At 67.6% G+C, this 24,260-nt stretch carries 19 protein-coding genes; 1 reads left to right on the top strand and 18 read right to left on the bottom strand.

Features of this window, described 5'->3' with window-relative positions:
- Positions 1-9: 9 nt before the first annotated feature.
- The 4 genes from AC3WRI_RS20155 to secA all read right to left on the bottom strand — a co-directional run bounded on the left by AC3WRI_RS20155 (position 10) and on the right by secA (position 5,606).
- Positions 10-456, bottom strand: coding sequence for an NUDIX domain-containing protein (locus AC3WRI_RS20155; protein WP_011616085.1), 447 nt, complete (start codon positions 454-456; stop codon positions 10-12).
- The gene (locus AC3WRI_RS20150) at positions 453-1,358 is read right to left on the bottom strand and encodes an ATP-binding protein (protein WP_010814758.1); all 906 of its coding nucleotides are present in this window, start codon (positions 1,356-1,358) and stop codon (positions 453-455) included. The genes AC3WRI_RS20155 and AC3WRI_RS20150 overlap by 4 nt, the downstream gene beginning before the upstream one ends.
- Positions 1,359-1,438: 80 nt before the next feature.
- Positions 1,439-2,665 carry a bifunctional glutamate N-acetyltransferase/amino-acid acetyltransferase ArgJ gene (gene argJ / locus AC3WRI_RS20145; RefSeq protein ID WP_492293915.1) on the bottom strand — a complete coding sequence of 409 codons (1,227 nt, stop codon included), beginning with the start codon at positions 2,663-2,665 and terminating at the stop codon, positions 1,439-1,441.
- A gap of 163 nt (positions 2,666-2,828) precedes the next feature.
- A complete protein-coding gene (secA, locus tag AC3WRI_RS20140; protein ID WP_010814760.1) occupies positions 2,829-5,606 on the bottom strand; it encodes a preprotein translocase subunit SecA in 2,778 nt (925 codons plus the stop codon).
- 305 nt (positions 5,607-5,911) lie between these two features.
- On the opposite strand from secA, the gene AC3WRI_RS20135 reads away from it, so the two are divergent.
- Positions 5,912-6,415 carry a hypothetical protein gene (locus AC3WRI_RS20135; protein ID WP_010814761.1) on the top strand — a complete coding sequence of 168 codons (504 nt, stop codon included), beginning with the start codon at positions 5,912-5,914 and terminating at the stop codon, positions 6,413-6,415.
- 64 nt (positions 6,416-6,479) lie between these two features.
- Here the strand turns inward: AC3WRI_RS20135 and lpxC are convergent, their stop codons facing one another.
- From lpxC to AC3WRI_RS20065, 14 genes are all read right to left on the bottom strand, one after another.
- A complete protein-coding gene (lpxC, locus tag AC3WRI_RS20130; protein WP_010814762.1) occupies positions 6,480-7,397 on the bottom strand; it encodes a UDP-3-O-acyl-N-acetylglucosamine deacetylase in 918 nt (305 codons plus the stop codon).
- 153 nt (positions 7,398-7,550) lie between these two features.
- A complete protein-coding gene (locus AC3WRI_RS20125) occupies positions 7,551-8,057 on the bottom strand; it encodes a peroxiredoxin (protein ID WP_010814763.1) in 507 nt (168 codons plus the stop codon).
- Between the two features lie 387 nt (positions 8,058-8,444).
- Complete coding sequence (ftsZ, locus tag AC3WRI_RS20120) at positions 8,445-9,638, bottom strand: cell division protein FtsZ (RefSeq protein WP_010814764.1); 1,194 nt, start codon at positions 9,636-9,638, stop codon at positions 8,445-8,447.
- Between the two features lie 180 nt (positions 9,639-9,818).
- On the bottom strand, positions 9,819-11,051 hold the full coding sequence (ftsA, locus tag AC3WRI_RS20115) for a cell division protein FtsA (protein ID WP_010814765.1): 1,233 nt from the start codon (positions 11,049-11,051) through the stop codon (positions 9,819-9,821).
- On the bottom strand, positions 11,048-11,962 hold the full coding sequence (locus tag AC3WRI_RS20110) for a cell division protein FtsQ/DivIB (RefSeq protein WP_010814766.1): 915 nt from the start codon (positions 11,960-11,962) through the stop codon (positions 11,048-11,050). The genes ftsA and AC3WRI_RS20110 overlap by 4 nt, the downstream gene beginning before the upstream one ends.
- Before the next feature lie 27 nt (positions 11,963-11,989).
- Entirely contained in the window at positions 11,990-12,973 is a 984-nt protein-coding gene (locus tag AC3WRI_RS20105; protein ID WP_011616088.1) for a D-alanine--D-alanine ligase, read from the bottom strand.
- Entirely contained in the window at positions 12,970-14,403 is a 1,434-nt protein-coding gene (gene murC, locus AC3WRI_RS20100; RefSeq protein WP_010814768.1) for a UDP-N-acetylmuramate--L-alanine ligase, read from the bottom strand. Before murC ends, AC3WRI_RS20105 begins: the two co-directional genes overlap by 4 nt.
- Positions 14,404-14,425: 22 nt before the next feature.
- Positions 14,426-15,496, bottom strand: coding sequence for an undecaprenyldiphospho-muramoylpentapeptide beta-N-acetylglucosaminyltransferase (gene murG, locus AC3WRI_RS20095; protein WP_010814769.1), 1,071 nt, complete (start codon positions 15,494-15,496; stop codon positions 14,426-14,428).
- Complete coding sequence (gene ftsW / locus AC3WRI_RS20090; RefSeq protein ID WP_010814770.1) at positions 15,493-16,734, bottom strand: putative lipid II flippase FtsW; 1,242 nt, start codon at positions 16,732-16,734, stop codon at positions 15,493-15,495. The genes murG and ftsW overlap by 4 nt, the downstream gene beginning before the upstream one ends.
- On the bottom strand, positions 16,731-18,242 hold the full coding sequence (gene murD / locus AC3WRI_RS20085) for a UDP-N-acetylmuramoyl-L-alanine--D-glutamate ligase (protein ID WP_492293913.1): 1,512 nt from the start codon (positions 18,240-18,242) through the stop codon (positions 16,731-16,733). The genes ftsW and murD overlap by 4 nt, the downstream gene beginning before the upstream one ends.
- A gap of 69 nt (positions 18,243-18,311) precedes the next feature.
- On the bottom strand, positions 18,312-19,481 hold the full coding sequence (gene mraY / locus AC3WRI_RS20080; RefSeq protein WP_010814772.1) for a phospho-N-acetylmuramoyl-pentapeptide-transferase: 1,170 nt from the start codon (positions 19,479-19,481) through the stop codon (positions 18,312-18,314).
- Between the two features lie 13 nt (positions 19,482-19,494).
- Positions 19,495-20,895, bottom strand: coding sequence for a UDP-N-acetylmuramoyl-tripeptide--D-alanyl-D-alanine ligase (locus tag AC3WRI_RS20075; RefSeq protein ID WP_492293912.1), 1,401 nt, complete (start codon positions 20,893-20,895; stop codon positions 19,495-19,497).
- Positions 20,892-22,454 carry a UDP-N-acetylmuramoyl-L-alanyl-D-glutamate--2,6-diaminopimelate ligase gene (locus AC3WRI_RS20070; protein ID WP_492293939.1) on the bottom strand — a complete coding sequence of 521 codons (1,563 nt, stop codon included), beginning with the start codon at positions 22,452-22,454 and terminating at the stop codon, positions 20,892-20,894. The genes AC3WRI_RS20075 and AC3WRI_RS20070 overlap by 4 nt, the downstream gene beginning before the upstream one ends.
- Positions 22,451-24,256, bottom strand: a complete 1,806-nt coding sequence (locus tag AC3WRI_RS20065) for a peptidoglycan D,D-transpeptidase FtsI family protein (RefSeq protein WP_010814775.1) — start codon at positions 24,254-24,256, stop codon at positions 22,451-22,453. The genes AC3WRI_RS20070 and AC3WRI_RS20065 overlap by 4 nt, the downstream gene beginning before the upstream one ends.
- Positions 24,257-24,260: the final 4 nt, after the last annotated feature.

Genomic DNA, 24,260 nt, shown 5'->3' with positions numbered 1-24,260 from the left:
AAGGCAGGGTCAGCCGTTGCCCGATTCCTCGGCCAGCCACTCCACCACGGGAATGGTGGCCGGCAGCAGCGGCCCCACCGTCACCGGCGTGCGCTGCCACGAGAAGGCCTGGCCTTCGCGGCCGACGGGGTCGCCCCGCCAGTCGGTGACCTTGCAGAAATACAGCCGCACATAGGCGTGCGGATAGTCATGTTCCAGAATGTGCCAACGCTCGCATTGCGTTACATCAAGGCCCAGCTCTTCATGGAGTTCTCTGGCCAGTGCTGCCTCCACCGACTCACCGGGCTCCAGCTTGCCGCCGGGGAATTCCCAATAGCCCTCGTAGGGCTTGCCGGCCGGGCGCTGCGCCAGCAGGAAGCGTCCGTCGGGCTGCACCAGCACGCCGACCGCCACCTCGGTCACCTTGCGCGGCGGGTTGGCGCCGGTCTGCGCGGGGTTCTGCGTGGCCGCGCTCATGCCTTGGCGTCTCCGGCGACATCGGCAATATAGGGCTTGCCATGCTTGCCGCCCCAATCGCGCGCAAACTGCCAGGCCACGCGGCCCGAGCGCGAGCCGCGCTCCAGCGCCCACACCAGCGCGTCACCGCGCGCCGCGGCGATGTCCTCGTCGGTGCAGCCAAAGTGCCTGAGCCAGTGGCCGACAATGGCCAGATATTCGTCCTGCTTGGGCGGGTAGAACGACAGCCACAGCCCGAAGCGCTCGGACAGCGAGATCTTCTCTTCCACCACTTCGCCGGGATGGATCTCGCCATCGTCGGTGTGGCGGTAGGTCTCGTTGTCCTTCATGTACTCCGGCAGCAGGTGCCGGCGGTTGGAGGTGGCGTAGATCAGCACGTTGTCCGACTGCGCCGCCACCGAGCCGTCCAGCGCCGACTTGAGCGACTTGTAGCCCGACTCGCCCTCTTCGAACGACAGGTCGTCGCAGAAGATCACGAAGCGCTCGGGGCGCTGCGCAACCAGCTCGACGATATCGCCGAGGTCGCCCAGGTCATCCTTGTCCACCTCAACCAGCCGCAGCCCGTCCCTGACGAAGGCATTGAGGCAGGCCTTGATCAGCGACGACTTGCCGGTGCCGCGCGCGCCGGTCAGCAGCACATTGTTGGCCGGCAGCTTGCTCACGAACTGGCGCGTGTTGGCGACGATGGCATCCTTCTGGCGCTCGATGTTCTTCAGGTCGTCCAGGTGGATCGGCGGCAGCTGGCGCACCGGCTGCAGGTAGCCGATATTGCCGAACAGGCTCTGCCGCTTGCGCCAGCGGAACGCCACGGCCTCCTGCCAGTCGGCGTCGCTCAGTTGCGGCGGCAGCCATTGTTCGAGTCGGGCAAGGAAGTTGTCGAGGCGGGCGGCGAGGTCAGACATGGCAGGGGCGCGCTAGGGGCGCGGTATCGGCTGGCAGGGGAATCGATGCCCTTCCCGCATGCACGGGAAGGACGGAAAGCTCAGGAGCGGTAGTCGGCGTTGATCGACACGTAGTCGTGCGACAGGTCGCAGGTCCAGACCGTCGCTTCGGCCTTGCCGCGGCCGAGCGCGATGCGCACGGTGATCTCGGCCTGCTTCATCACGCGCTGGCCGTCTTCCTCGCGGTAGTCGGGGTTGCGGCCGCCGTCGCGGGCCACCCAGACATCGTCCAGCCACAGGTTGACGCTGCCGACGTCGAGGTCATCGACGCCGGCGTAGCCGACCGCGGCCAGGATGCGGCCCAGGTTGGGGTCCGACGCATAGAACGCGGTCTTGACCAGCGGCGAATGCGCCACCGCATAGGCGATCTGGCGGCACTCGGCCACGTCCTTGCCGCCTTCGACGCGGATGGTCATCAGCTTGGTGGCGCCTTCGCCGTCGCGCACGATCATCTGCGCCAGTTCCTGCGCCAGCGCGGTCACCGCGTCGCGCAGCGCCTCGAAGGCCGGGCCTTCGGCGCGCTCGACCACGGCGCCCGACTTGCCCGTGGCGATCAGCACGAACGAGTCGTTGGTCGAGGTATCGCCGTCGATGGTGATGCTGTTGAACGAATGGTCGGCGGCGTAGGAGACCAGCGCCTGCAGCACCGGCTGGGCCACGGCGGCGTCCATGGCGATAAAGCCGAGCATGGTCGCCATGTTCGGGCGGATCATGCCGGCGCCCTTGCTGATGCCCGACAGCGTCACGGTCTTGCCGTCGATCTGCACCGTGCGCGATGCGGCCTTGGGCTGCGTGTCGGTGGTCATGATGGCTTCGGCGGCGGCCAGCCAGTTGTCCGGCTTCGCGTTGGCGATGGCGGCGGGCAGGCCGGCCACCAGGCGGTCGACCGGCAGCGGCTCCAGGATCACGCCGGTCGAGAACGGCAGCACCTGCTCGGCGGCGATGCCCAGTTGCGCTGCCAGCGCGTCGCAGCTGGCGCGGGCACTGGCCAGGCCCGGTTCGCCGGTGCCGGCGTTGGCATTGCCGGTGTTGACCACCAGCGCGCGGATGCCCTTGCCAGCGGCCAGGTGCTCGCGGCAGACCTGCACCGGCGCCGCGCAGAAGCGGTTGCTGGTGAAGACGCCGGCCACGGTGCTGCCTTCGGCCACGCGCACCACCAGCACGTCCTTGCGGTTGGCCTTGCGGATGCCCGCCTCGGCCCAGCCCAGCTCCACGCCGGCGACGGATTTCAGGTTCTCTGCCTGGGGCAGCGGAAGATTGACGGGCATGTGGACTCCTCGTTCCTGCTTGCGTTATCTGCTTGCGGCTTCTGCTCGCAACTTGCTTGTCATCAGACGAACATGCCCGCGGAGGGCGGGCATGTCGTTTCCTTGCGCGTCACTCCCCAGACAGCGGGAACGACGTCATGCCGGGTACCCGGCCGGGCTCAGTTCAGCTGAGCCTGCCGTGGCACTGCTTGAACTTCTTGCCCGAGCCGCACGGGCACGGATCGTTGCGGCCGACCTTGGGCATGCCCGCCAGCGCCAGCTCGGCGGCGGCCATGGCCGCACCGGTGCGCGGCGACGGCGCTTCCTCGACCGGCTCGCGCCCTTCGGCGAACTCGTCGTGCTTGTACTGGATGTTCTCCAGGTGCGACAGGCCTTCCTCGATCTCTTCCGAAGCCTGCTCCAGCTCTTCCGGCGACTGGATCTGCACGTTGAAGGTCACGCGCGTGACTTCGTTCTTGATCAGGTCCAGCAGGCGCGCGAACAGCTCGAACGACTCGCGCTTGTATTCCTGCTTGGGATCCTTCTGCGCATAGCCGCGCAGGTGGATGCCCTGGCGCAGGTGGTCCAGCGCGGCCAGGTGCTCGCGCCAGTGCGTGTCGATGCTCTGCAGCATGACCGAGCGCTCGAAGCCGGCGAACGACTCGCGGCCGACCATCGCGACCTTGCCATCGTAGCGCTCCGCGGCCGCCTTCATGATCAGGTTGAGCAGCTCTTCGTCCTCGATGCTCTGCGCGCCCTCGATGGTCTGCGCCAGCGGCACTTCCAGGCCCCAGTCCTCGCGCAGGCGCGTTTCCAGGCCGGAGATGTTCCACTGCTCTTCCATGGTGTCGGCCGGCACGTGGTCGCGGAACAGCTCAACCAGCACGCTCTCGCGCAGGTTGGTCACCATGTCGCCGACATCCTGGGCTTCCAGCACGTCGTTGCGCAGCTTGTAGATTTCCTTGCGCTGGTCGTTGGCGACGTCGTCGTACTGCAGCAGCTGCTTGCGGATGTCGAAGTTGCGGCCTTCGACCTTGCGCTGCGCCGATTCGATCGAGCGCGTGACGATGCCGGCTTCGATCGGCTCGCCCTCGGGCATCTTCAGGCGTTCCATGATGGCGCGCACGCGGTCGCCGGCGAAGATGCGCAGCAGCTGGTCGTCCAGCGACAGGTAGAAGCGCGACGAACCCGGGTCGCCCTGGCGGCCGGCACGGCCGCGCAGCTGGTTGTCGATACGGCGCGACTCATGGCGCTCGGTGCCGACGATATGCAGGCCGCCGGCGGCCTTGACCTGCTCGTGCAGCGAATGCCACTCATCCTCGAGCTGCTTGATGCGTGCGGCCTTCTCGGCGTCGGACAGGTTCGGGTCCGCCTCGATAAAGCCGGATTGCTTCTCCACATTGCCGCCCAGCACGATGTCGGTACCGCGGCCGGCCATGTTGGTGGCAATGGTGATCATCTTGGGGCGGCCGGCCTGGGCCACGATCTCGGCTTCGCGCGCGTGCTGCTTGGCGTTGAGCACCTGGTGCGGCAGTTGCTCGCGATCGAGCAGGCCCGACAGGTATTCCGAGGTCTCGATCGAGGTGGTGCCCACCAGCACTGGCTGGCCACGCTCGTAGCAGTCGCGGATATCGCGCACCACGGCGTCGTAGCGCTCCTTGCCGGTCTTGTAGATCTGGTCCTGCTGGTCCTTGCGCTGGGCCGGGCGGTTGGTCGGGATCACCACCACTTCCAGGCCGTAGATCTCCTGGAACTCATACGCTTCGGTGTCAGCCGTGCCGGTCATGCCGGCCAGCTTGTTGTACATGCGGAAGTAGTTCTGGAAGGTGATCGTCGCCAGCGTCTGGTTCTCTTGCTGGACGGTGACGCCTTCCTTGGCCTCAACGGCCTGGTGCAGGCCGTCGGACCAGCGGCGGCCGGTCATCAGGCGGCCGGTGAACTCGTCGACGATCACGACTTCGTCGTTCTGCACCACGTAGTGCTGGTCGCGATGGAACAGGCTGTGCGCGCGCAGGGCGGCGTACAGGTGGTGCATCAGCGTGATGTTCTGCGGCGCGTAGAGCGACTCGCCCTCGCCGATCAGGCCTTGCTGCGACAGGATCTCTTCTGCCTTCTCGTGGCCGGCTTCGGTCAGGTAGACCTGGTGGCCCTTCTCGTCGACGTAGTAGTCGCCCGGCTTCTCGACGCCGGTGCCGTCGGCCTTCTCTTCACCGATCTGGCGCTCGAGCAGCTTGGGGATGCCGTTCATGCGCTGGTACAGGTCGGTCTGGTTCTCGGCCTGGCCGGAGATGATCAGCGGGGTGCGGGCCTCGTCGATCAGGATCGAGTCCACTTCATCGACGATGGCGTAGTTGAGCGGGCGCTGCACGCGTTGCGACGGGTCGTAGACCATGTTGTCGCGCAGGTAGTCGAAGCCGAACTCGTTGTTGGTGCCGTAGGTGATGTCCGAGTTGTACGCCGCCTGCTTGGCGTCGTGCGGCATCTGCGACAGGTTCACGCCCACCGACAGGCCCAGGAAGTTGTACAGCCGGCCCATCCACTCGGCATCGCGCTGCGCCAGGTAGTCGTTGACGGTCACCACGTGCACGCCCTGGCCGGTGATGGCATTCAGGTACACGGCCAGCGTCGCGGTCAGCGTCTTGCCTTCGCCGGTGCGCATTTCGGCGATCTTGTTGTCGTTCAGCACCATGCCGCCGATCAGCTGCACGTCGAAGTGGCGCATCTTCATGACACGCTTGCTGGCCTCGCGGCAGACGGCGAAGGCCTCGGGCAGCAGCGCCTCGAGCGATTCGCCGCCGGCGTGGCGCTGCCGGAAGGTCTCCGTCATGCCGCGCAGTTCGTCGTCCGAGAGCTGCTCGAACTTCGGCTCCAGCGCATTGATCTGCGCCACCGTGCGGCGATATTGTTTGATCAGCCGCTCATTGCGGCTGCCGAAGACTTTCTTGAGAAGGCCGGTGATCATCGATTGCTTTCACCTGCGCGGAACCGGGCGGCACCCCAGGGATGCGGGCTGCTCCGGCGGCCGGGCGAGGAATGGATAGATTGGCGCAAAACGCCGAGTTTATCATGTGCCGGGGTCACGGCCGGAACGCGCCTGGCCCCGTCCCGCAAGGGCAGGCAAGCCTGCCGGATGTCGGCCACGCGTGTGGTCCGCAGATTGCCCGCGTGATTGCCCGTGCGCCCATTGGCCACAGTTTGGGGCGGCCGCCGCAGCTTCAATCCACAGTCGGGCAAGGCGGCCAGCGCGCCCCTTGCTAGAATGCATGCATGCGCCGCTTCACCCATCACGCCCTGCAGACCCCCGCCGCCAAGCCGCTCAACGACTGGCTGGCCAAGGCCGGCCCGGTTTCGACGCTGATGCAGACCGCGCGCCAGCTGTCGGTGCTCGAGGCCGAGGTGCTGGCACTGCTGCCCGCCGGCATGCGCGACGGCCTGGCCGTGGCCGGGGTCAAGCGTGACGCCACCGACCCGAACGCCCAGGTGCTGCTGTTGCTGGCCGCGCACGGCGCCGCCGCTGCCCGCGTGCGCCAGGTAGTGCCGACGCTGCTGGCACGGCTGCAGCAGCGCGGCTCGCATATCACCGCGATCCGGGTGCGGGTGCAGCCGGAGGTGTCGCGCCACGCGGACTGGGAAGTGGAGCCCGTGCAACGCCAGCGCACCGGTGGCCGCATGACGCCCACGGGACTCGCCAATCTGGACCAGCTGGCGCGCAGCCTGCCGGATTCGCCGCTGCGCGACGCGCTCAATACGCTGCTCGCCCATCACCGCTAGCCCGTTGCCGAACACGAAAAAGCCGACCCTCGGGTCGGCTTTTTTCTGCGCCAGTTCGCCAGGATCAGGCAAACGCCGGCTGCGCCTGCGGCAGGAACGCGACCGGGGCTTCCTCGACGCGGTCGAAGGTGACCAGTTCGTAGGCTTCCTGGTCGGCCAGCAGCGCGCGCAGCAGCTGGTTGTTCAGGCCGTGGCCCGACTTGTTCGCCACATAGGCGCCGATCAGCGGGTGGCCCACCACATACAGGTCGCCGATCGCATCCAGGATCTTGTGGCGCACGAACTCGTCGCCGTAGCGCAGCTCTTCATTGTTGAGCATGCGGTGCTCGTCCAGCACGATCGCGTTGTCCAGGCTGCCGCCGCGCGCCAGGCCCATCTCGCGCAGGGCTTCCACCTCGTGCGCAAAGCCGAAGGTGCGGGCGCGGGCAATCTCGCGCACGTAGCTGGTGTCGGCAAAGTCGATCGAGAAAGTCTGGCCGGTCTTGTCGACCGCCGGGTGGCGGAAGTCGATGGTGAACGACAGCTTGAAGCCGAAGAACGGCTCCAGCCGCGCCAGCTTGTCGCCCTCGCGCACTTCCACCGCTTTCTTGACGCGGATAAAGGTCTTCAGCGCGTTCTGCTCTTCAATGCCGGCCGACTGCAGCAGGAACACGAAGGACGCGGCGCTGCCGTCCATGATCGGGATTTCCTCGGCGTCGACATCGACATAGAGGTTGTCGATGCCCAGGCCCGCACAGGCCGACATCAGGTGCTCGACGGTCGAAACGCGCGCGCCATCCTTCTGCAGCACCGATGCCAGGCGCGTGTCGCCGATGGCCGACGCGGCCACGGGAATCTCGACGGCCTCGGGCAGGTCGACGCGGGTAAAGACGATGCCGGTGTCCGCCGGCGCGGGACGCAGGGTCAACGTGACCTTGCGTCCCGAGTGCAGGCCGATGCCAACGGTCTTTACCAGGGATTTGATGGTGCGCTGTTTGAGCATGACAGCCTCAACTATTATAAAAATCTATCGGGCAGCTTTTATGATTAAGGGATTTTACCACCACCTCAGGGGCGCTGCAGCCGGGTTTTGTTTCCGGCTGTTAACATCCCCTTAACAAGTTGCGTATTATCCACGTTTACCCGGATGACTGTGTCAGCCACGCAACGCCGCCAGCACTGCTTCGGCGCTGCTGACGCGGAATTCGCCCGGTGCCTCGACGTCGAGCCGGGTGACGACGCCGTCGTCGATCACCATCGCGTAGCGCTTGGAGCGCACGCCCATGCCGCGCGCGCCCAGGTCCTGGTCCAGGCCCAGCGCGCGGGTCCACTCGGCGCTGCCGTCGGCCATCATGCGCACCGTGCCGCCAGTCTGCTGTTCACGGCCCCAGGCGCCCATCACGAAGGCGTCGTTGACCGACACGCACCAGACCTCGTCGACGCCGGCCTCGCGCAGCGCCGCGGCGTGCTGCACAAAGCCCGGCACATGCTTGGCCGAGCAGGTCGGCGTAAAAGCGCCGGGCAGGCCGAACACCACGATCTTGCGGCCGCGGACCAGGTCCGCCACCTTGAAGGCATTGGGGCCGAGCGCACAGCCGTTGCCTTCGGTTTCGAAGAATTCCTGCAGCGTGGCGTCGGGGACGCGGGAACCGACAGTGATCATGAGTCGTGGTCCTTCTGGGTTTTCTGAAGAATAGTCCGGATGCCGGGGCGCAGACGCCCGCACTCAGTCAGACGGGCAATCTCAAGATCATAGGCGCCTTGCCCGCATCGCCAAAGCCGGGTCACATCCGGTGACATCCGGCGCGGACGCTGATACATCCCGACCGGGAAGGCGGGAAACCAGTCCGGGGAGGCGGCCAGCGGCACGCCAGTCCCGGCGGGATGCGGGTGAAGCTCAGTCCGGCGCAGGCGCGGCGCCGCCAGCAGCCCGGCGGTTCACGTCAGTCCATGCAAGGCACGCGCGGATGGGGAGCGCACGTGCATCGCGACAAGGCGACGCGTTCCGTCAGGCGGCCGGTGGAGGCACCGATGCCGCGCCAGGCAGGGCTCAGTCTGCCTGCTTGCGCAGGAAGGCCGGGATGTCGTACGTATCCACACCCTTTTCCTGCAGCGCCGCCACGTGAGCCGACGCCGACTCACGCGAGCTGCGCCACACTGCCGGCGTATCCAGGTTGCTGTAGTCCGGCGAGCTGTGCGTGGCCGCGGCGGCGGTCATGTTGGCCATCATCTGCACCGGCATGTTGTCCGTGCCGGTCTTGAGCAGAGTCATCGGCTGTTGCTTCTTGGCCGAGCGGCCCAGGCCCGTGGCCACCACCGTCACGCGCAGCGCATCGCTCATCGAGTCATCGTACACCGTACCGAAGATCACGGTCGCATCTTCCGCCGCGTAGCTGCGGATGGTGTTCATGACTTCCTTGGTTTCCGACAGCTTCAGCGAACGGCTGGCGGTGATGTTGACCAGCACGCCGCGCGCGCCGGACAGGTCAACGCCTTCCAGCAGCGGGCTGGCAACGGCCTGCTCGGCTGCCAGGCGGGCGCGGTCCACGCCCGACACGGTGGCCGTCCCCATCATGGCCTTGCCCTGCTCGCCCATCACCGTCTTCACGTCTTCGAAGTCGACGTTCACCAGGCCGTCAACGTTGATGATCTCGGCAATGCCGGCCACCGCGTTGTGCAGCACGTCGTCGGCGCACTGGAAGCACTTGTCCATCTCGGCGTCGTCGCCCATCACTTCGAACAGCTTCTCGTTGAGCACCACGATCAGCGAGTCGACGCTTGATTCCAGCTCGCTGGAACCGTGTTCGGCCACCTTGGCGCGGCGCGCGCCTTCGAAGTCGAACGGCTTGCTGACCACGCCCACGGTCAGGATGCCCATCTCCTTGGCCACTTGCGCGACGATCGGCGCGGCGCCCGTGCCGGTGCCGCCGCCCATGCCGGCAGTGATGAAGACCATGTGCGCGCCGCGCAGGGAGTCGGCGATCTGATCACGGGCCGATTCGGCGCAGTTGCGGCCGACTTCCGGCTTGGCGCCAGCGCCCAGGCCCGTATTGCCAAGTTGCAGCACGCGCGAAGCGCTCGAACGCTTGAGCGCCTGGGCATCGGTGTTCATGCAGATGAATTCGACGCCTTGCACGCCGCGGCTGATCATGTGCTGCACGGCGTTACCGCCCGCACCGCCCACGCCGACCACCTTGATGATGGTGCCGTCCTGCACTTCCGTTTCGATCATGTCAAAGTCCATCACTGCCTCCGAGAAAAATCAGTCCCCAGACGATGCAGCCTCCCCGCCGCAACCCCTGGTTTCTGAACAAGAAACCAATAAAAAGAAAACCAGAAAACTTCCACTCGGCACACAGGCCTGTCCGGTAGACCGCCCTGCCTGCGCGCCGTTGCATCGTCAGCGCGTCAATTTCCGCATTGATCAGAAATTGCCGACAAACCATTCCTTCATGCGGGTCCACACCTGCTTGACCGACCCGCTCTGCACCGCCACCTTGCGTCCGCGCATGCGTTGCACACGGCCTTCCAGCAGCAGGCCCATCACGGTCGCGTAGCGCGGGCTCTTCACCACCTCGTGCAGGTTGCCGCGGTACTCCGGCACACCCACGCGCACGGGCTTGAGGAAGATGTCCTCGCCCAGCTCGACCATGCCCGGCATCATCGCGGTACCACCGGTGATGACCACGCCGGACGACAACAGTTCTTCATAGCCCGACTCGCGCACCACCTGGTGCACCAGCGAGTACAGCTCTTCGATGCGCGGCTCGATCACCGCGGCCAGCGCCTGGCGGCTGAGCGTGCGCGTGCCACGGTCGCCCACGCCCGGCACTTCGATCATGTCGTCCGGGTCGGCGATCGCCTGCTTGGCGATGCCGTACTGGATCTTGATGTCCTCGGCATCTGGCGTCGGCGTGCGCAGCGCCATCGCGATGTCGTTGGTGATCTGGTCGCCGGCGATAGGGATCACGGCCGTATGGCGGATCGCGCCTTCGCTGAAGATGGCGATGTCGGTGGTGCCGCCGCCGATGTCGACCAGCACCACGCCCAGTTCCTTCTCGTCCTCGGTCAGCACCGCCAGGCTCGAAGCCAGCGGCTGCAGGATCAGGTCGTGCACTTCCAGGCCGCAGCGGCGCACGCACTTGACGATGTTCTGCGCGGCGCTGACCGCGCCGGTGACGATATGCACCTTCACTTCCAGGCGGATGCCGCTCATGCCGATGGGCTCGCGCACGTCCTCCTGGCCGTCGATGATGAATTCCTGCGTCAGGATGTGCAGGATCTGCTGGTCGGTCGGGATATTGACCGCCTTGGCGGTCTCGATCACGCGCGCCACATCGGTCTGCGTGACCTCCTTGTCCTTGATCGCCACCATGCCGCTGGAGTTGAAGCTGCGGATGTGGCTGCCGGCAATGCCGGTGAAGACCTCCGAAATCTTGCAGTCGGCCATCAGCTCGGCCTCTTCCAGCGCCTTCTGGATCGACTGCACGGTGGCCTCGATATTGACCACGACCCCTTTCTTCAGACCCTTGGACTCTGACTGGCCCATCCCGATCACCTCGTAGCTGCCGTCGGGGCGCAGTTCTGCGACCACCGCCGCCACCTTCGAGGTGCCGATATCGAGACCGACCAACAGGTCCTTGTATTCCTTGCTCATCGGGTTTTCTCCGCGTTCTTGCTCTTCAGTCGCGTCGGATTGTTGTTGGAAGTACCTGAAACCGCTGCTGCCGCCGGCGCCGGCTTGGCCGCCTTCGCTGCTTTCGCCGCCTTCTCCGCCCTGACCGCCGCTGCGATCTGCGCCTCGGTCAGGAAGCGGGCATTGGCGGCGCGGATGGCAAAGCCGTTGGGATAACGCAAGTCGGCATACTCGATCTGGCTGCCCCATTGCTGGGTGACCTGCGGCCAGGCCGCGACGAAGCGCCGGACCCGCTGGTCCATCGCCACGCGATCCTCATCGTTCTGCTCGCGGCCCAGTTCGACCTCCATGCCGTTGGACAGCTTCGCGCGCCAGGCATAGCGGCCAGACAGGGCCACCGCCAGCGGCTCGGCCTTGAGCGGCTTGAACCACTGGCGCATGACCTCGAGCTTCTCGATCACATCGCCCTCGCTGTCCGGCGGCCCGTCCAGCGCCAGCAGCTGTGCGTCTTCTTCCGCCTCGGCGGTGTTGGCGACAAAGACCTCGCCATAGGTATTGATCAGGCGCCCGCTGTCGGGCGTGCCCCAGGTGCCCAGCGCCTCGTGTTCCTCGACCTCGACCGCCAGGCCGTTGGGCCATTCGCGCCGCACGCTGGCGCGCCGCACCCAGGGCACCGACTCGAATGCCTGCCGGGCCGCGTTCAGGTCCAGCGTGAAGAAATTGCCGGTCAGCTTGCCCAGCGCGCTGGCACGCACGCTGGGCGCGTTCACGTGGCGCAGGGCGCCGCCGTCCAGCGGGCCGATCTCCACATGGGTGATGGCGAACACCGGCCGCTGCGCCAGCCACAGCAGGCCTGCCGCGAGCGCCATCAGCACCACCAGCGCGTACAGCGCGGAGGCGATCAGGTTGAGCAGGCGTGCGTTATGCCACATGGTCCGGTACGGTCCTGTTCGGTTGCGTTATTCGGGTTTCCAATGCTCGTTGGGATGCAGGTCCAGCGTGGCCGCGGCCACCACCTGCATCACGAAGTCCTCGTAGCTGATGCCAACCGCGCGCGCCGCCATCGGCACCAGCGAATGGCCGGTCATGCCGGGCGAGGTATTCATCTCGAGCAGGAAAGGCTTGCCGTCGGCGCGCAGCATCAGGTCGGCACGCGCCCAGCCGCGGCAGCCCAGCACGCGGTAGGACTGCACCGCCAGCGCCCGGACCTCGCGTTCGACTTCGGGATCCAGGCCCGACGGGCACAAGTACTGGGTATCGTCAGTAAAGTACTTATTTTGATAGTCGTAGTTGGCTTCGGGTGCAACGATGCGGATCACCGGCAGCGCTTCGGCGCTGTCGCCCTCGCCCACGATCGGGCAGGTCAGTTCGGCGCCGTCGATAAAGGTCTCGGCAATGACGTCGTTGTCCAGCGCCGCGGCCTTCTCGAACGCCGCGCGCATCTGGTCGGCGGCAGTGACCTTGGTCAGGCCGATCGACGAGCCCTCGCGCGCCGGCTTGACGATCAGCGGCAGGCCCAGGTCGGCCGCCACGGCATCAAAATCAGTGTCCGCATGCAGCATGGCAAAGCGCGGCGTGGCCAGGCCATAGGTCATCCACAAGCGCTTGGTGGCCTGCTTGTCCATGGCCATGGCTGATGCCAGCACGCCGCTGCCGGTGTACGGCACGCCCAGCTGCTCGAGCAGGCCCTGGATGGTGCCATCCTCGCCATAGCGGCCATGCAGTGCGATAAAGACGCGGTCAAAGCCGGCAGCGGCCAGCTCGGCCACGCTCTGCAGGCCCGGGTCGAAGCCGTGCGCGTCCACGCCGCGCGACTGCAGCGCGGCCAGCACGCCGTTGCCAGACATCAGCGAGATCTCGCGTTCGGCCGAGCGTCCGCCCAGCAGCACGCCGACCTTGCCCAGCGACTTGGGATCGATATTGGGATGGGCGACGAAGCTCATGCCTGGCCTCCCTGCGTTGATTGCGTCGATTGCTGGTGCGACACCAGCTGCCCCGGCACGGCCCCGATCGAGCCCGCGCCCATCGTCACGACCACATCGCCCGGCCGGACGGCATCCAGGATGGCCTGCGGCATTTCTTCCATCTGCTCCACGAAAACAGGTTCGACCTTGCCGGCCACGCGCAGCGCGCGGGTCAGCGCACGGCCGTCGGCGGCCACGATCGGGGCTTCGCCGGCGGCGTAGACCTCGGACAGCAGCAGCGCATCGACGGTGCCCAGCACTTTGACGAAGTCCTCAAAGCAATCCCGCGTACGGGTAAAGCGGTGCGGCTGGAACGCCAGCACCAGGCGGCGCCCCGGGAACGCGCCGCGCGCGGCGGCCAGCGTGGCCGCCATCTCGACCGGGTGGTGGCCGTAGTCGTCCACCAGGGTGAAGGTGCCGGCGCCGTCGGGCGTGGCCACCTCGCCGTAGCGCTGGAAGCGCCGGCCCACGCCATGGAACTCGCGCAGTGCCTTGACGATGGCGGCATCGGGCACCTCCAGCTCGGTGGCAATGGCGATCGCCGCGAGCGCGTTCTGCACGTTGTGCAGGCCGGGCAGGTTCAGCACGATCTCGAGCGGCGGCTCGGTATGGCCGTTGAGCTGGCGCTGCACGGTGAAGTGCATCTGGCCGTCGACCGCGCGCGCGTCCACGGCGCGGATCTGGGCATCCTCGGCAAAGCCGTAGCGCACCACCGGCTTGGACACGAACGGCAGGATCTCGCGCACGTTGGGGTCGTCGACGCACAGCACCGCGATGCCGTAGAACGGCAGCCGCTGGGTGAATTCGATGAACGCCTGCTTGAGCCGGGCAAAGTCATGCCCGTAGGTGTCCATGTGGTCGGCATCGATATTGGTGATGACCTCGATGACCGGGAACAGGTTCAGGAACGATGCGTCCGACTCGTCGGCCTCGGCCACGATGAAGTCGCCCGTGCCCAGGCGCGCGTTGGCGCCGGCCGAGTTCAGGCGGCCGCCGATCACGAAGGTCGGGTCCAGCCCGCCTTCGGCCAGCACCGACGCCACCAGGCTGGTGGTGGTGGTCTTGCCGTGCGTGCCGGCGATGGCCACGCCCTGCTTCAGGCGCATCAGTTCGGCCAGCATCACTGCGCGCGGCACCACCGGGATGCGCTTGCTGCGGGCGGCCAGCACTTCGGGGTTGTCGCCGCTGACGGCGGTCGACACCACCACCGCGTTGGCGCCGGTCACGTTGGCCGCGTCATGCCCGTGCATGACCGTGGCGCCGAGCGATGCCAGGCGCCGCGTGGCGGCATTGTTGCCCACGTCCGAGCCCGAGACCTTGTATCCCAGGTTCAGCAGGACCTCGGCGATGCCGCTCATGCCGGCGCCGCCGATGCCCACGAAGTGGATGTTCTTAACGATATGCTTCATTCGATTGCTGCTTATATAGGCTTCAGTCCCTGGCCAGCTGACTGCAGATCTCGGCGACGCGCCGGGTTGCCTCAGGTTTGGCCAGTCCGCGCGCCAGGCGCGCCATGTCTTTCAGCTGCGGCCGGGTCAGGCTGGCGATGGTTTGCGCCAGCCCCTCGGCCGTCAGGTCTTTCTGCTGCACCAGCAGGGCCGCGCCCTGCTTCGACAAAAATTCCGCGTTGGTGGTCTGGTGGTCGTCCACCGCATGCGGGAACGGCACGAACATCGCCGCCACACCCGCGGCAGCCACTTCCGACACCGTCATCGCGCCGGCGCGGCAGATCACCAGGTCCGCATCGGCGTAAGCGCGCGCCATGTCGTCGATGAACGGCAGGGTCTGCGCGGGCACCTGCGCGGCCGCGTAGTTGGCGCGCAGCGTGTCGATCTGCTTCGCGCCCGCCTGATGCGTGACCACCGGGCGCTCGCCCCCGGGCAGCAGCGCGATGGCCTTGGGCACCACCTCGTTCAACGCCGCGGCGCCCAGGCTGCCGCCCACCACCAGGATCCGCAGCGGGCCGCTGCGCTGGTCATAGCGCGCTTCGGGCGCGTCCAGGTGCGCCAGTTCCTCGCGCACCGGGTTGCCGGTCCATTCGCCGCCGGGCAGCGTGTCCGGGAACGCGCACAGCACGCGGTCGGCCACCTTGGCCAGCACCTTGTTGGCCAGTCCGGCAATCGAGTTCTGCTCGTGCAGCACCAGCGGGCGCCCCAGCAGCGACGCCATCATGCCGGCCGGGAAGGTGATATAGCCGCCCATGCCCAGCACCACGCTCGGGCGCACCCGGCGCAGCGCGGCTATGCTCTGCCAGAACGCACGCAGCAGGTTCAGCGGCAGCAGGAACTTGGTCACCAGGCCTTTGCCGCGCAGCCCGCCGAACTGGATGAACTCCATCGGGATGTCGTGCTTGGGCACCAGCGTGGCTTCCATGCCGGTGCGGTTGCCCAGCCAGACCACTTTCCAGCCCTGCTCGCGCAGCGCGTGCGCGACCGCCAGCCCCGGGAACACATGCCCCCCGGTGCCGCCGGCCATCACGAGCAAGGTGCGCGGTCCGGTCATACCTTCCCTCCGCGCATCAATACTCGATTTTCATAATCAATGCGCAGCAGGATCGCCAGCGCCACGCAGTTCATCAAGATCCCCGAGCCGCCATAGCTCACCAGCGGCAGCGTCAGCCCCTTGGTCGGCAGCAGGCCCAGATTCACGCCCATATTGATAAAGGTCTGCCAGCCGATCCACACGCCGATGCCCTTGGCCACCAGGCCGGCAAAGGTGCGGTCCAGCTGCAGCGCGGTGCGGCCGATATTGAAGGCGCGCCGCACCAGCCAGTAGAACAGCACGATCACCACCAGCACGCCGACAAAGCCGAATTCCTCGCCGATCACCGCGAGGATGAAGTCGGTATGGGCCTCGGGCAGGTAGTGCAGCTTCTCGATGCTGCCGCCCAGCCCCACCCCGGTCCACTCGCCGCGGCCGAAAGCGATCAGCGAGTGCGTGAGCTGGTAGGCCTTGCCCAGCGCGTTGCTCTCTTCCCACGGGTTCAGGTAGGCGAAGATCCGCTCGCGCCGCCAGGGCGAAGCCGTGATCAGCAGCGCGAACGCGCCGATTGCCACGCCCACCAGCCCGGCAAACAGCTTGCCGTTGATGCCGCCCAGGAACAGGATGCCCATCGCCACCGCGGCGATTACCAGGAACGCGCCCATGTCGGGCTCGAGCAGCAGCAGCATGCCCACCACCACCACCGCCACGCCCATCGGCAAAAAGCCCTTGGACACGGTCTGCATCCACTCCTGCTTGCGCACGGTGTAGTTGGCCGCGTACAGCACCACCGCCAGCTTCATCAGCTCGGACGGCTGGAAGTTCATCACGCCCAGCGGAATCCAGCGCCGCGCGCCGTTCACGCCCTTGCCGACGAACGGCACCAGCACGATCACCAGCAGGATCAGCGCGAAGATAAAGAGCTTGGGCGCGTAGCGGTCCCACACCTTGACCGGGACCTGGAACGACGCCAGCCCGACCGACAGCCCGATCCCCAGCGCGAACGCATGGCGCATCAGGAAGTGGCTCTCGCGATAGTTGGCGTAGCGCGGCGAGTCCGGCAGCGCGATCGAGGCCGAATAGACCATCACCAGGCCGAGCGCGAGCAGCACGATCGACACCCACAGCATGGGCTGGTCGTACTCCATCATGCGCGAGCGGGTCGGCTTGACGCCCGACACGGCGTCGCGCAGGCCACCCCAGGCATTGCCGATGGTGGCGCCGATAAAGCCGCTGCGCTTGACCTGTGCTTCGCTCATGGCAGGATCCCCCGGGACAGCGCCAGTTCTTCCACGGCGCCGCGGAACACCTCGGCGCGATGCACGTAGTTGCGGAACATGTCGAGGCTGGCGCATGCCGGCGACAGCAGCACCACATCGCCGCTCTCGGCCAGTCCGGCAGCCTTGGTCACGGCCTCTTCCAGCGTGCCGGCGTCGACCAGGCTGGCACCGCTGCCCTGCAATGCATCGCGCAGTTCACCCGCGGCACGGCCGATCAGCACCACCGCGCGCGCGTACTGCGCCACCGGCGCGGCCAGCGGCGAGAAATCCTGGCCCTTGCCTTCGCCGCCGGCGATCAGCACCACGCGCTTGTCCAGCCCAGACAGCGCGGCCACGGTTGCGCCCACGTTGGTGCCCTTGCTGTCGTCGAAATACTCGACATCGTCGATGGTCGCAACCCACTCCACGCGGTGCGGCTCGCCGCGGTATTCGCGCAGGCCGTGCAGCAGTGCGTTCATCGGCAGGTCGATGGCGCGGCACAGCGCCAGCGCGGCCATCGCGTTGGTGGCGTTGTGCATGCCGCGGATATGCAGCGCGTCGGCCGGCATCAGGCGCTTGTGGCGCACCGGCACGGCTTCCTGGGCCACCTCGGCGGCCTTGCGGCGGCGCGGCTTGCCCTCCCCTTCCGCGTCCGGATCGGGTTCGGCCAGCACCAGCCAGGGCATGCCGCCCTCGCGCAGGATGCCGAAGCTGCCCGGCGTTTCCGGCAGGTCGGTGCCGAAGGTCAGCGGCGTGCTCCCGGGCCGCGCCATATCCATGGTCAGGCGGTCGTTGCGGTTGAGCACCTGCACGCACTCGCTGCCGGCCGGCCCGAAGATGCGCGCCTTGGACGCGGCATAGGCTTCCATCGAGCCATGCCAGTCCAGGTGGTCCTGGGTGACGTTGAGCACAGTCGCCGCGGCGGGCGCCAGCGTGTGCGTGGTTTCCAGCTGGAAGCTGGACAGCTCAAGCACCCACACCTCCGGCAGCGATGCCGAGGCGATGCAGGCCGACAGCTTGTCCAGCGCCGACGGGCTGATATTGCCCGCCACCGCCACGCTCTTGCCGGCGCGCTCCACCAGCCGGCCGGTCAGCGCGGTGGTGGTGGTCTTGCCGTTGGTGCCGGTGATCGCCAGGATCTTCGGCGCGTAGCCGGACTCGGCCTCCAGGTGGCGCAGCGCGCGCACGAACAGCTCGATCTCGCCCCACACGGGGATGCCGCGCGCCTGCGCCGCGGCCAGCAGCGCGCCAGTGGCGGCTTCCAGCGGCGACAGGCCCGGGCTGATCGCCACCAGGCCGATGCCGTCGAGCAGGCTGTCGGCGAACGGGCCGCCGACGAATTCGGCCGAAGTCAGCTCGGCCTGCAGGAAGACAAGGTTGGCGGGCGCCTCGCGCGTGTCAGCCACGCGCACCGCGCAGCCGTTCAGGCCACACCAGCGCGCCATGGCCAGGCCCGACTCACCAAGGCCCAGTACCAGCACATGAGGTTTTTGCAGCTCGCCAAACACTTCGATTTCCTGCCTTTGTTTTCCTGTATCTATATAGAAAGCGCCGTCAGTCCCTGACCCGCGCAACCATTAACGCAACTTCAGCGTCGACAACCCGATCAGCACCAGCAGCATGGTGATGATCCAGAAGCGCACCGTGACCTGGGTTTCCTTCCAGCCGCCCAGCTCGAAATGGTGGTGCAGCGGCGCCATCCGGAACAGCCGCCTGCCTTCGCCATAGCGGCGCTTGGTGATCTTGAACCACGTCACCTGCGCCATCACCGACAGTGTTTCCACCACGAAGATGCCGCCCATCACGAACAGCACGATCTCCTGGCGCACGATCACCGCCACCGTGCCGAGCGCGCCGCCCAGCGCCAGCGCGCCGACGTCGCCCATGAACACCTGCGCCGGGTGCGCATTGAACCAGAGGAAGGCCAGCCCCGCGCCGGCCAATGCCGAGCAGAAGATCAGCAGTTCGCCCGCGCCCGGGATATGCGGGAACAGCAGGTACTTGCTGTAGACCGAGTTGCCCATTACGTACGCAAACACGCCCAGCCCGCCGCCAACCAGCACCACCGGCATGATCACCAGGCCGTCCAGGCCGTCGGTCAGGTTGACGGCGTTGCTCGAGCCCACGATCACCAGGTAGGTCAGCACGATGAAGCCGGCCACGCCCAGCGGGTAGCTGATCTCCTTGAAGAAGGGCACGATCAGGTTGGACTTGTACGGCATGTCCAACGACAGCCCGCCCTCGACCCAGTTCAGGAACAGCTCCCACACCCGCACGTTGCTGCTTTCCGATACCGAAAACGCCAGGTAGACCGCGGCCACCAGGCCGATCAGCGTCTGCCAGAAAAATTTCTCGCGGCTCGACATGCCGCGCGGGTCGCGATACACCACCTTGCGGTAGTCGTCGACCCAGCCGATCGCGCCGTAGCCGAAGGTGACCAGCATCACCACCCAGATAAAACGGTTGCCCCAGTCGCACCACAGCAGCGTCGACACCGCGATCGAGACCAGCACCAGCACGCCGCCCATGGTCGGCGTGCCGGCCTTGACCAAGTGGGTCTGCGGGCCGATGGTGCGCACCGCCTGGCCGACCTTCAGCTCGGTCAGCTTGCGGATCACCCACGGACCGAACGCCAGCCCGATCAGAAGCGCGGTGAGGTTGGCCATCACCGCGCGGAAAGTCAGATAGTTGACGACCCGGAGGAAGCTGTAGTCGTTTTGCAGCCACTGGGCCAGAGCCAATAACATCGTGTTGTCTTATTTAATGTGCGGAAGTGTCTGCGACCAGCGCCGCGACCATCCGTTCCATGCGCATGAAGCGCGATCCCTTCACCAGCACGGCGCCCACTTGCGCCACCATGCCCCTGCTGTCTTCCTCCAGCGCCTTTGCCAGGGCTTCCGCGGTGCCGAAATGCCGGCCACCCGCGCCGAATGCCTGCACCGCATGCACGGCCAGTTCACCGGTCGCCCACAGCGTGCCAATGCCGCGCGCCTTGGCGTAGGCACCGATTTCTTGGTGGAATGCTGGGCCCTGGTCGCCCACTTCGCCCATGTCGCCCAGCACCAGCACACGCGGCGCGGCAAAGCCGGCCAGCACGTCGATGGCGGCGCGCATGGAGTCGGGGTTGGCGTTGTATGTGTCGTCGATGACTACCGTCCCACCCGGCGTGTACTTGACCTGCAGCCGGCCCTTGACCGCCTGGAACCCGGCCAGGCCCCGCTGGATCGCCGGCACGTGCACCCCCGCGGCCAGCGCGCAGGCGATGGCCGCCAGCGCGTTGCGCACGTTGTGCTCACCCAGCAGCGCCAGGCGGACGTCGAAGGCATGGCCAGGCGCGCGTACCTGCATCACCTGTGCGCCGTCGACCAGCGTCACGGTGGCGTGCACATCGGCGCGCTGCGAGGTGCCGAACGACAGCGCACGGCGCGCGCCCGCGGCATTGCGCCACACCGGCGCGTAGGCGCCGCCGCTTTCCGCGTCGAGTGGGTACACCGCCACGCCGTTGGCAGGCAGCGCCGCAATCGCGGCAGCGTGCTCGTGGGCGACGGCTTCCACGCTGACCATGAACTCCTGGTGCTCGCGCTGCGCGTTGGTGATCACCGCCACGGTGGGCTGGGCGATGCCGGCCAGGTAGACCGTCTCGCCCGGATGGTTCATGCCGAGCTCCAGCACCGCCAGCTTGTGCGTGGCGCGCAGGCGCAGCACCGTCAGCGGCAGGCCGATATCGTTGTTCAGGTTGCCGCCGGTGGCCAGGCGCTGCTCCTCGCCTACCGCCGCGGCGAAGATGGCCGCGATCATTTCCTTGACCGTGGTCTTGCCGTTGCTGCCGGTCACCGCCACCGCCGGCAGCGTGAACTGGCGGCGCCAGCCGGCGCCGAGCTCGCCCAGCGCAATGCGCGTGTCCGGCGCGACGATGGCCGGCACGCCGGCATCGACCTCGCGGCTGACCAGCACGGCGGCAGCGCCGCGCGCCACCACGTCGGCGATAAAGTCATGCGCGTCGAAGCGCTCGCCCTTGAGGGCGACGAACAGGTCGCCGGGCTCGACGCTGCGGCTGTCGCTATGCACGCGCGAAAACTCCACGGTGCCGTCGCCGCAAACGCGCGCGCCGGCGATCCAGCCGGCGGCTTGCTGCAAGTTGGTCATTGGGGTCTGGCTCATGCCGATACTCCACGGGTGGCAAGCGCCAGTCGTACATGTTCGCGATCGGAGAACGGGCGCTTGCGCCCCTGGATCTCCTGGGTGGCCTCATGGCCCTTGCCCGCCACCAGCACCACGTCGGCCGGTGCCGCGTGCCTGACGGCATAGAGGATGGCGGCGGCGCGGTCTTCGATCTGGCGCGCGCGCGCGCGCACGGCCATGCCGTCGGCAATGGCGCCCAGGATGTCCTGCGGGTCTTCGCTGCGCGGGTTGTCGCTGGTCAGGATGACCTCGTCGGCCTCGCGCTCGGCCACCGCGCCCATCAGCGGGCGCTTGATCGGGTCGCGGTCGCCACCGCAGCCGAACACGCACCACAGGCGTCCGTTGCGCGCCTGCGCCACCGGGCGCAGCGCGGCCAGCGTCTGCGCCAGCGCGTCCGGGGTATGGGCGTAGTCGACCACGGCCAGCGGCGCATCCGGGCCGCCGGCGGCACCGAACAACTCCATGCGCCCTTCGACCGGTGTCAGCGCGCGCAGCGCGGCGATGGCCGCGTCCCACGCCACGCCGTTGGCCAGCGCCGCACCCAGCACCGCCAGCAGGTTGCTGACGTTGAAGACGCCGATCATCGGTGTGGCCATCTCGGCGCTGCCGAAGCTGCCGTCGATATGGAAGGCGGTGCCGGTGGACGTGGCGCGCACGTTGGTGGCGCGCAGCCACTCGCCGCGCGGGCGGCGCACCGTGGCCGCGCCGGGGCCGTCGATGCCGTATTCGATCACGTGCGGCGCGCCAATGGCGGCGGCGTCCGCCGCCAGCAGGCGCTGGCCCATGGCGTCGTCGCGGTTGACCACCGCGGTGCGCAGGCCGTCCCAGCGGAACAGGCTCTCCTTGGCGGCCTCGTACTCGGCCATCGAGCCGTGGTAGTCGAGGTGGTCCTGGGTCAGGTTGGTCAGCACCGCCACAGAGAAATGCGTGCCGGCCACGCGCTCCTGCTCCAGGCCGTGCGAGGACACCTCCATCGCCACCGCGCGCGCGCCGGCGTCGTGCAGGGACGCCAGGCTGGCCTGCAGCTGCACCGCGTCAGGCGTGGTGAAGCCGGTAGCCTGCAGCGCGCCCGGGAAGCCGGTGCCCAGCGTGCCGATGGTCGCGCAGGGCGTGCCGGCGGCCTGCAGCACCCGTGCCAGCCACTGGCTGCACGAGGTCTTGCCGTTGGTGCCGGTGATGCCGGTCACGGCCAGGCCGCGCACCGGGTTGCCATGCCAGCCGGCGGCGATCGGGCCGGCCAGCTGGTGCAGGCGGCTCACCGCGAGATGCGGCACGACGTCGCTGAAGGGCCAGTCGAAGCCGTCGGCCTCATAGACGATGGCCCCCGCGCCGGCGGCAATCGCCTGGGCGATATAGAGCCGGCCGTCGGTGGCCAGGCGCGCGTTGCCGAGCACGTAGGCGAAGAACACATCGCCACGCGCCAGGCGCCGGGTATCTCCGGTCAGCTGCGCGGCGGCGGCCACGTTGGTACGCAGCCAGGCCAGCGCATTGCTGGCCTGCGCGGTGACCTCGAGCGGGAGCAGTGGCTTGGCCGTCATTGGGTCGAACTCCACGGTTCGCTCTCCTGCACCTTGTCGCTGACCACCAGCTGGCGGATCGGCGAGTCGGGCTGCACATTCAGTGCGCGCAGCGTGCCGCCGGTGATGGCCGCGAACGCCGGGCCGGCCACCAGGCCGCCGTAGTGGCTGCCCGCGGTGGGTTCGTCCACGCTGACGGCCACGATGATGCGCGGATTCGACATCGGCGCCAGGCCGATGAACGAGGCGCGGTACTTGCTGCGGTTGTAGCCGCGGCCTTCATGCTTGTAGGCGGTGCCGGTCTTGCCGCCGACGCGGTAGCCCATCACCTGCGCCTCGGGCGCGGTGCCGCCGGGCGCGGTCACGGTTTCCATCATGGCGCGCACGTCGCGGGCCACCTGGGGCGACAGGATGCGCTCGCCGGTGGCGGGGCCGCTGGTGCGGAACATCGACACCGGGATCAGCTCGCCGTCATGCGCGAAGATGGTGTAGGCATGCGCCATCTGGAACAGCGACACCGACAGGCCGTAGCCGTATGACATGGTGGCCTGCTCGATCGGGCGCCAGCTCTTGAACGGGCGCACGCGGCCGGCCACGGCGCCGGGGAAGCCGATCTTGGGCGCCTGGCCCAGCCCGATGCTGGTGTACATGTCCCACATCTCCTGCGGCTTCATCATCATCGCGATCTTGGTCGTGCCGATGTTGCTCGACTTCTGGATCACGCCGCTCACCGTCAGCGCCCCGTAGTTGTGGGTATCGCTGATGGTGGCGCCTTCGAAGTTGTACTTGCCGGTAGTGGTGATTACCGTGGACGGCGTGACGCGCTTGAGCTGCAGCGCCAGGCCGACCGTGATCGGCTTCATCATCGAGCCGGGCTCGAAGGTGTCGGTCAGCACACGGTTGCGCAGCTGCTCGCCGGACAGCCGGGTACGGTCGTTGGGGTTGTAGGTGGGCCAGTTGGCCAGCGCCAGCACTTCGCCGGTCTGGGCGTCGAGCACCACCGCGCTGGCGGCCTTGGCCTTGTGCTTTTCGACCACGGCCTTGAGCTCGTTGTAGGCCAGGTACTGGATCTTGGCGTCGATCGACAGCTGGATGTCCTCGCCGTCGCGCGGGGTCTTCAGCACGCCGACGTCCTCGACCACGCGGCCCAGGCGGTCCTTGATCACCTGGCGCGCGCCGGCCCGGCCGGCCAGGCCGGGCTCGCGCGCCAGCTCCACGCCTTCCTGGCCACGGTCTTCCACGTTGGTGAAGCCGACGATGTGGGCCATCGCCTCGCCTTCCGGGTAGAAGCGCTTGTATTCGCGGGTCTGGTGGATGCCCTCGATCTTCAGCGCGGCGATCTTGTCGGCGACGTCAGGCAGCACCTGGCGCTTCAGGTAGACGAAGCCCTTGTCCTCGGACAGCTTCTTGCCAAGGTCTTTCTCGGACATGCCGAGCAACTTCGCCAGCTGGCGGATCTTGGCGGCCTCGACCTGGTTGGGCACGTCCTCGGGCACCGCCCAGACGGCCTTGACCGGCAGGCTGGTGGCCAGCACCAGGCCGTTGCGGTCCAGGATCTTGCCGCGCGTGGCCGGCAGCTCCAGCGTGCGCTGGAAGCGCTTCTTGCCCTCGGCCTCGTAGAACTGGTTGCCGGGGCCCTGGATCCAGGCCGCGCGCAGGGCCAGCGCGCCGAAGGCGGCGAACATCAGGAACACCACCAGCTTGGAGCGCCACATCGGCAGGCGCAGGCCCAGCACCGGGCTGGCCGAGAACTGCCCGCTGCGCGGGCGCGAGGCGGTGCCGTTGCGGTCACGGCGGGGCGGGTTGGGACGGGCCATGCTCATCGGC

The sequence above is a fragment of the Cupriavidus sp. FW305-27 genome, from assembly GCF_058787995.1.
The sequence above is the reverse complement of the archived record's forward strand: the minus strand, read 5'-3'. Positions and strand labels throughout refer to the sequence as shown.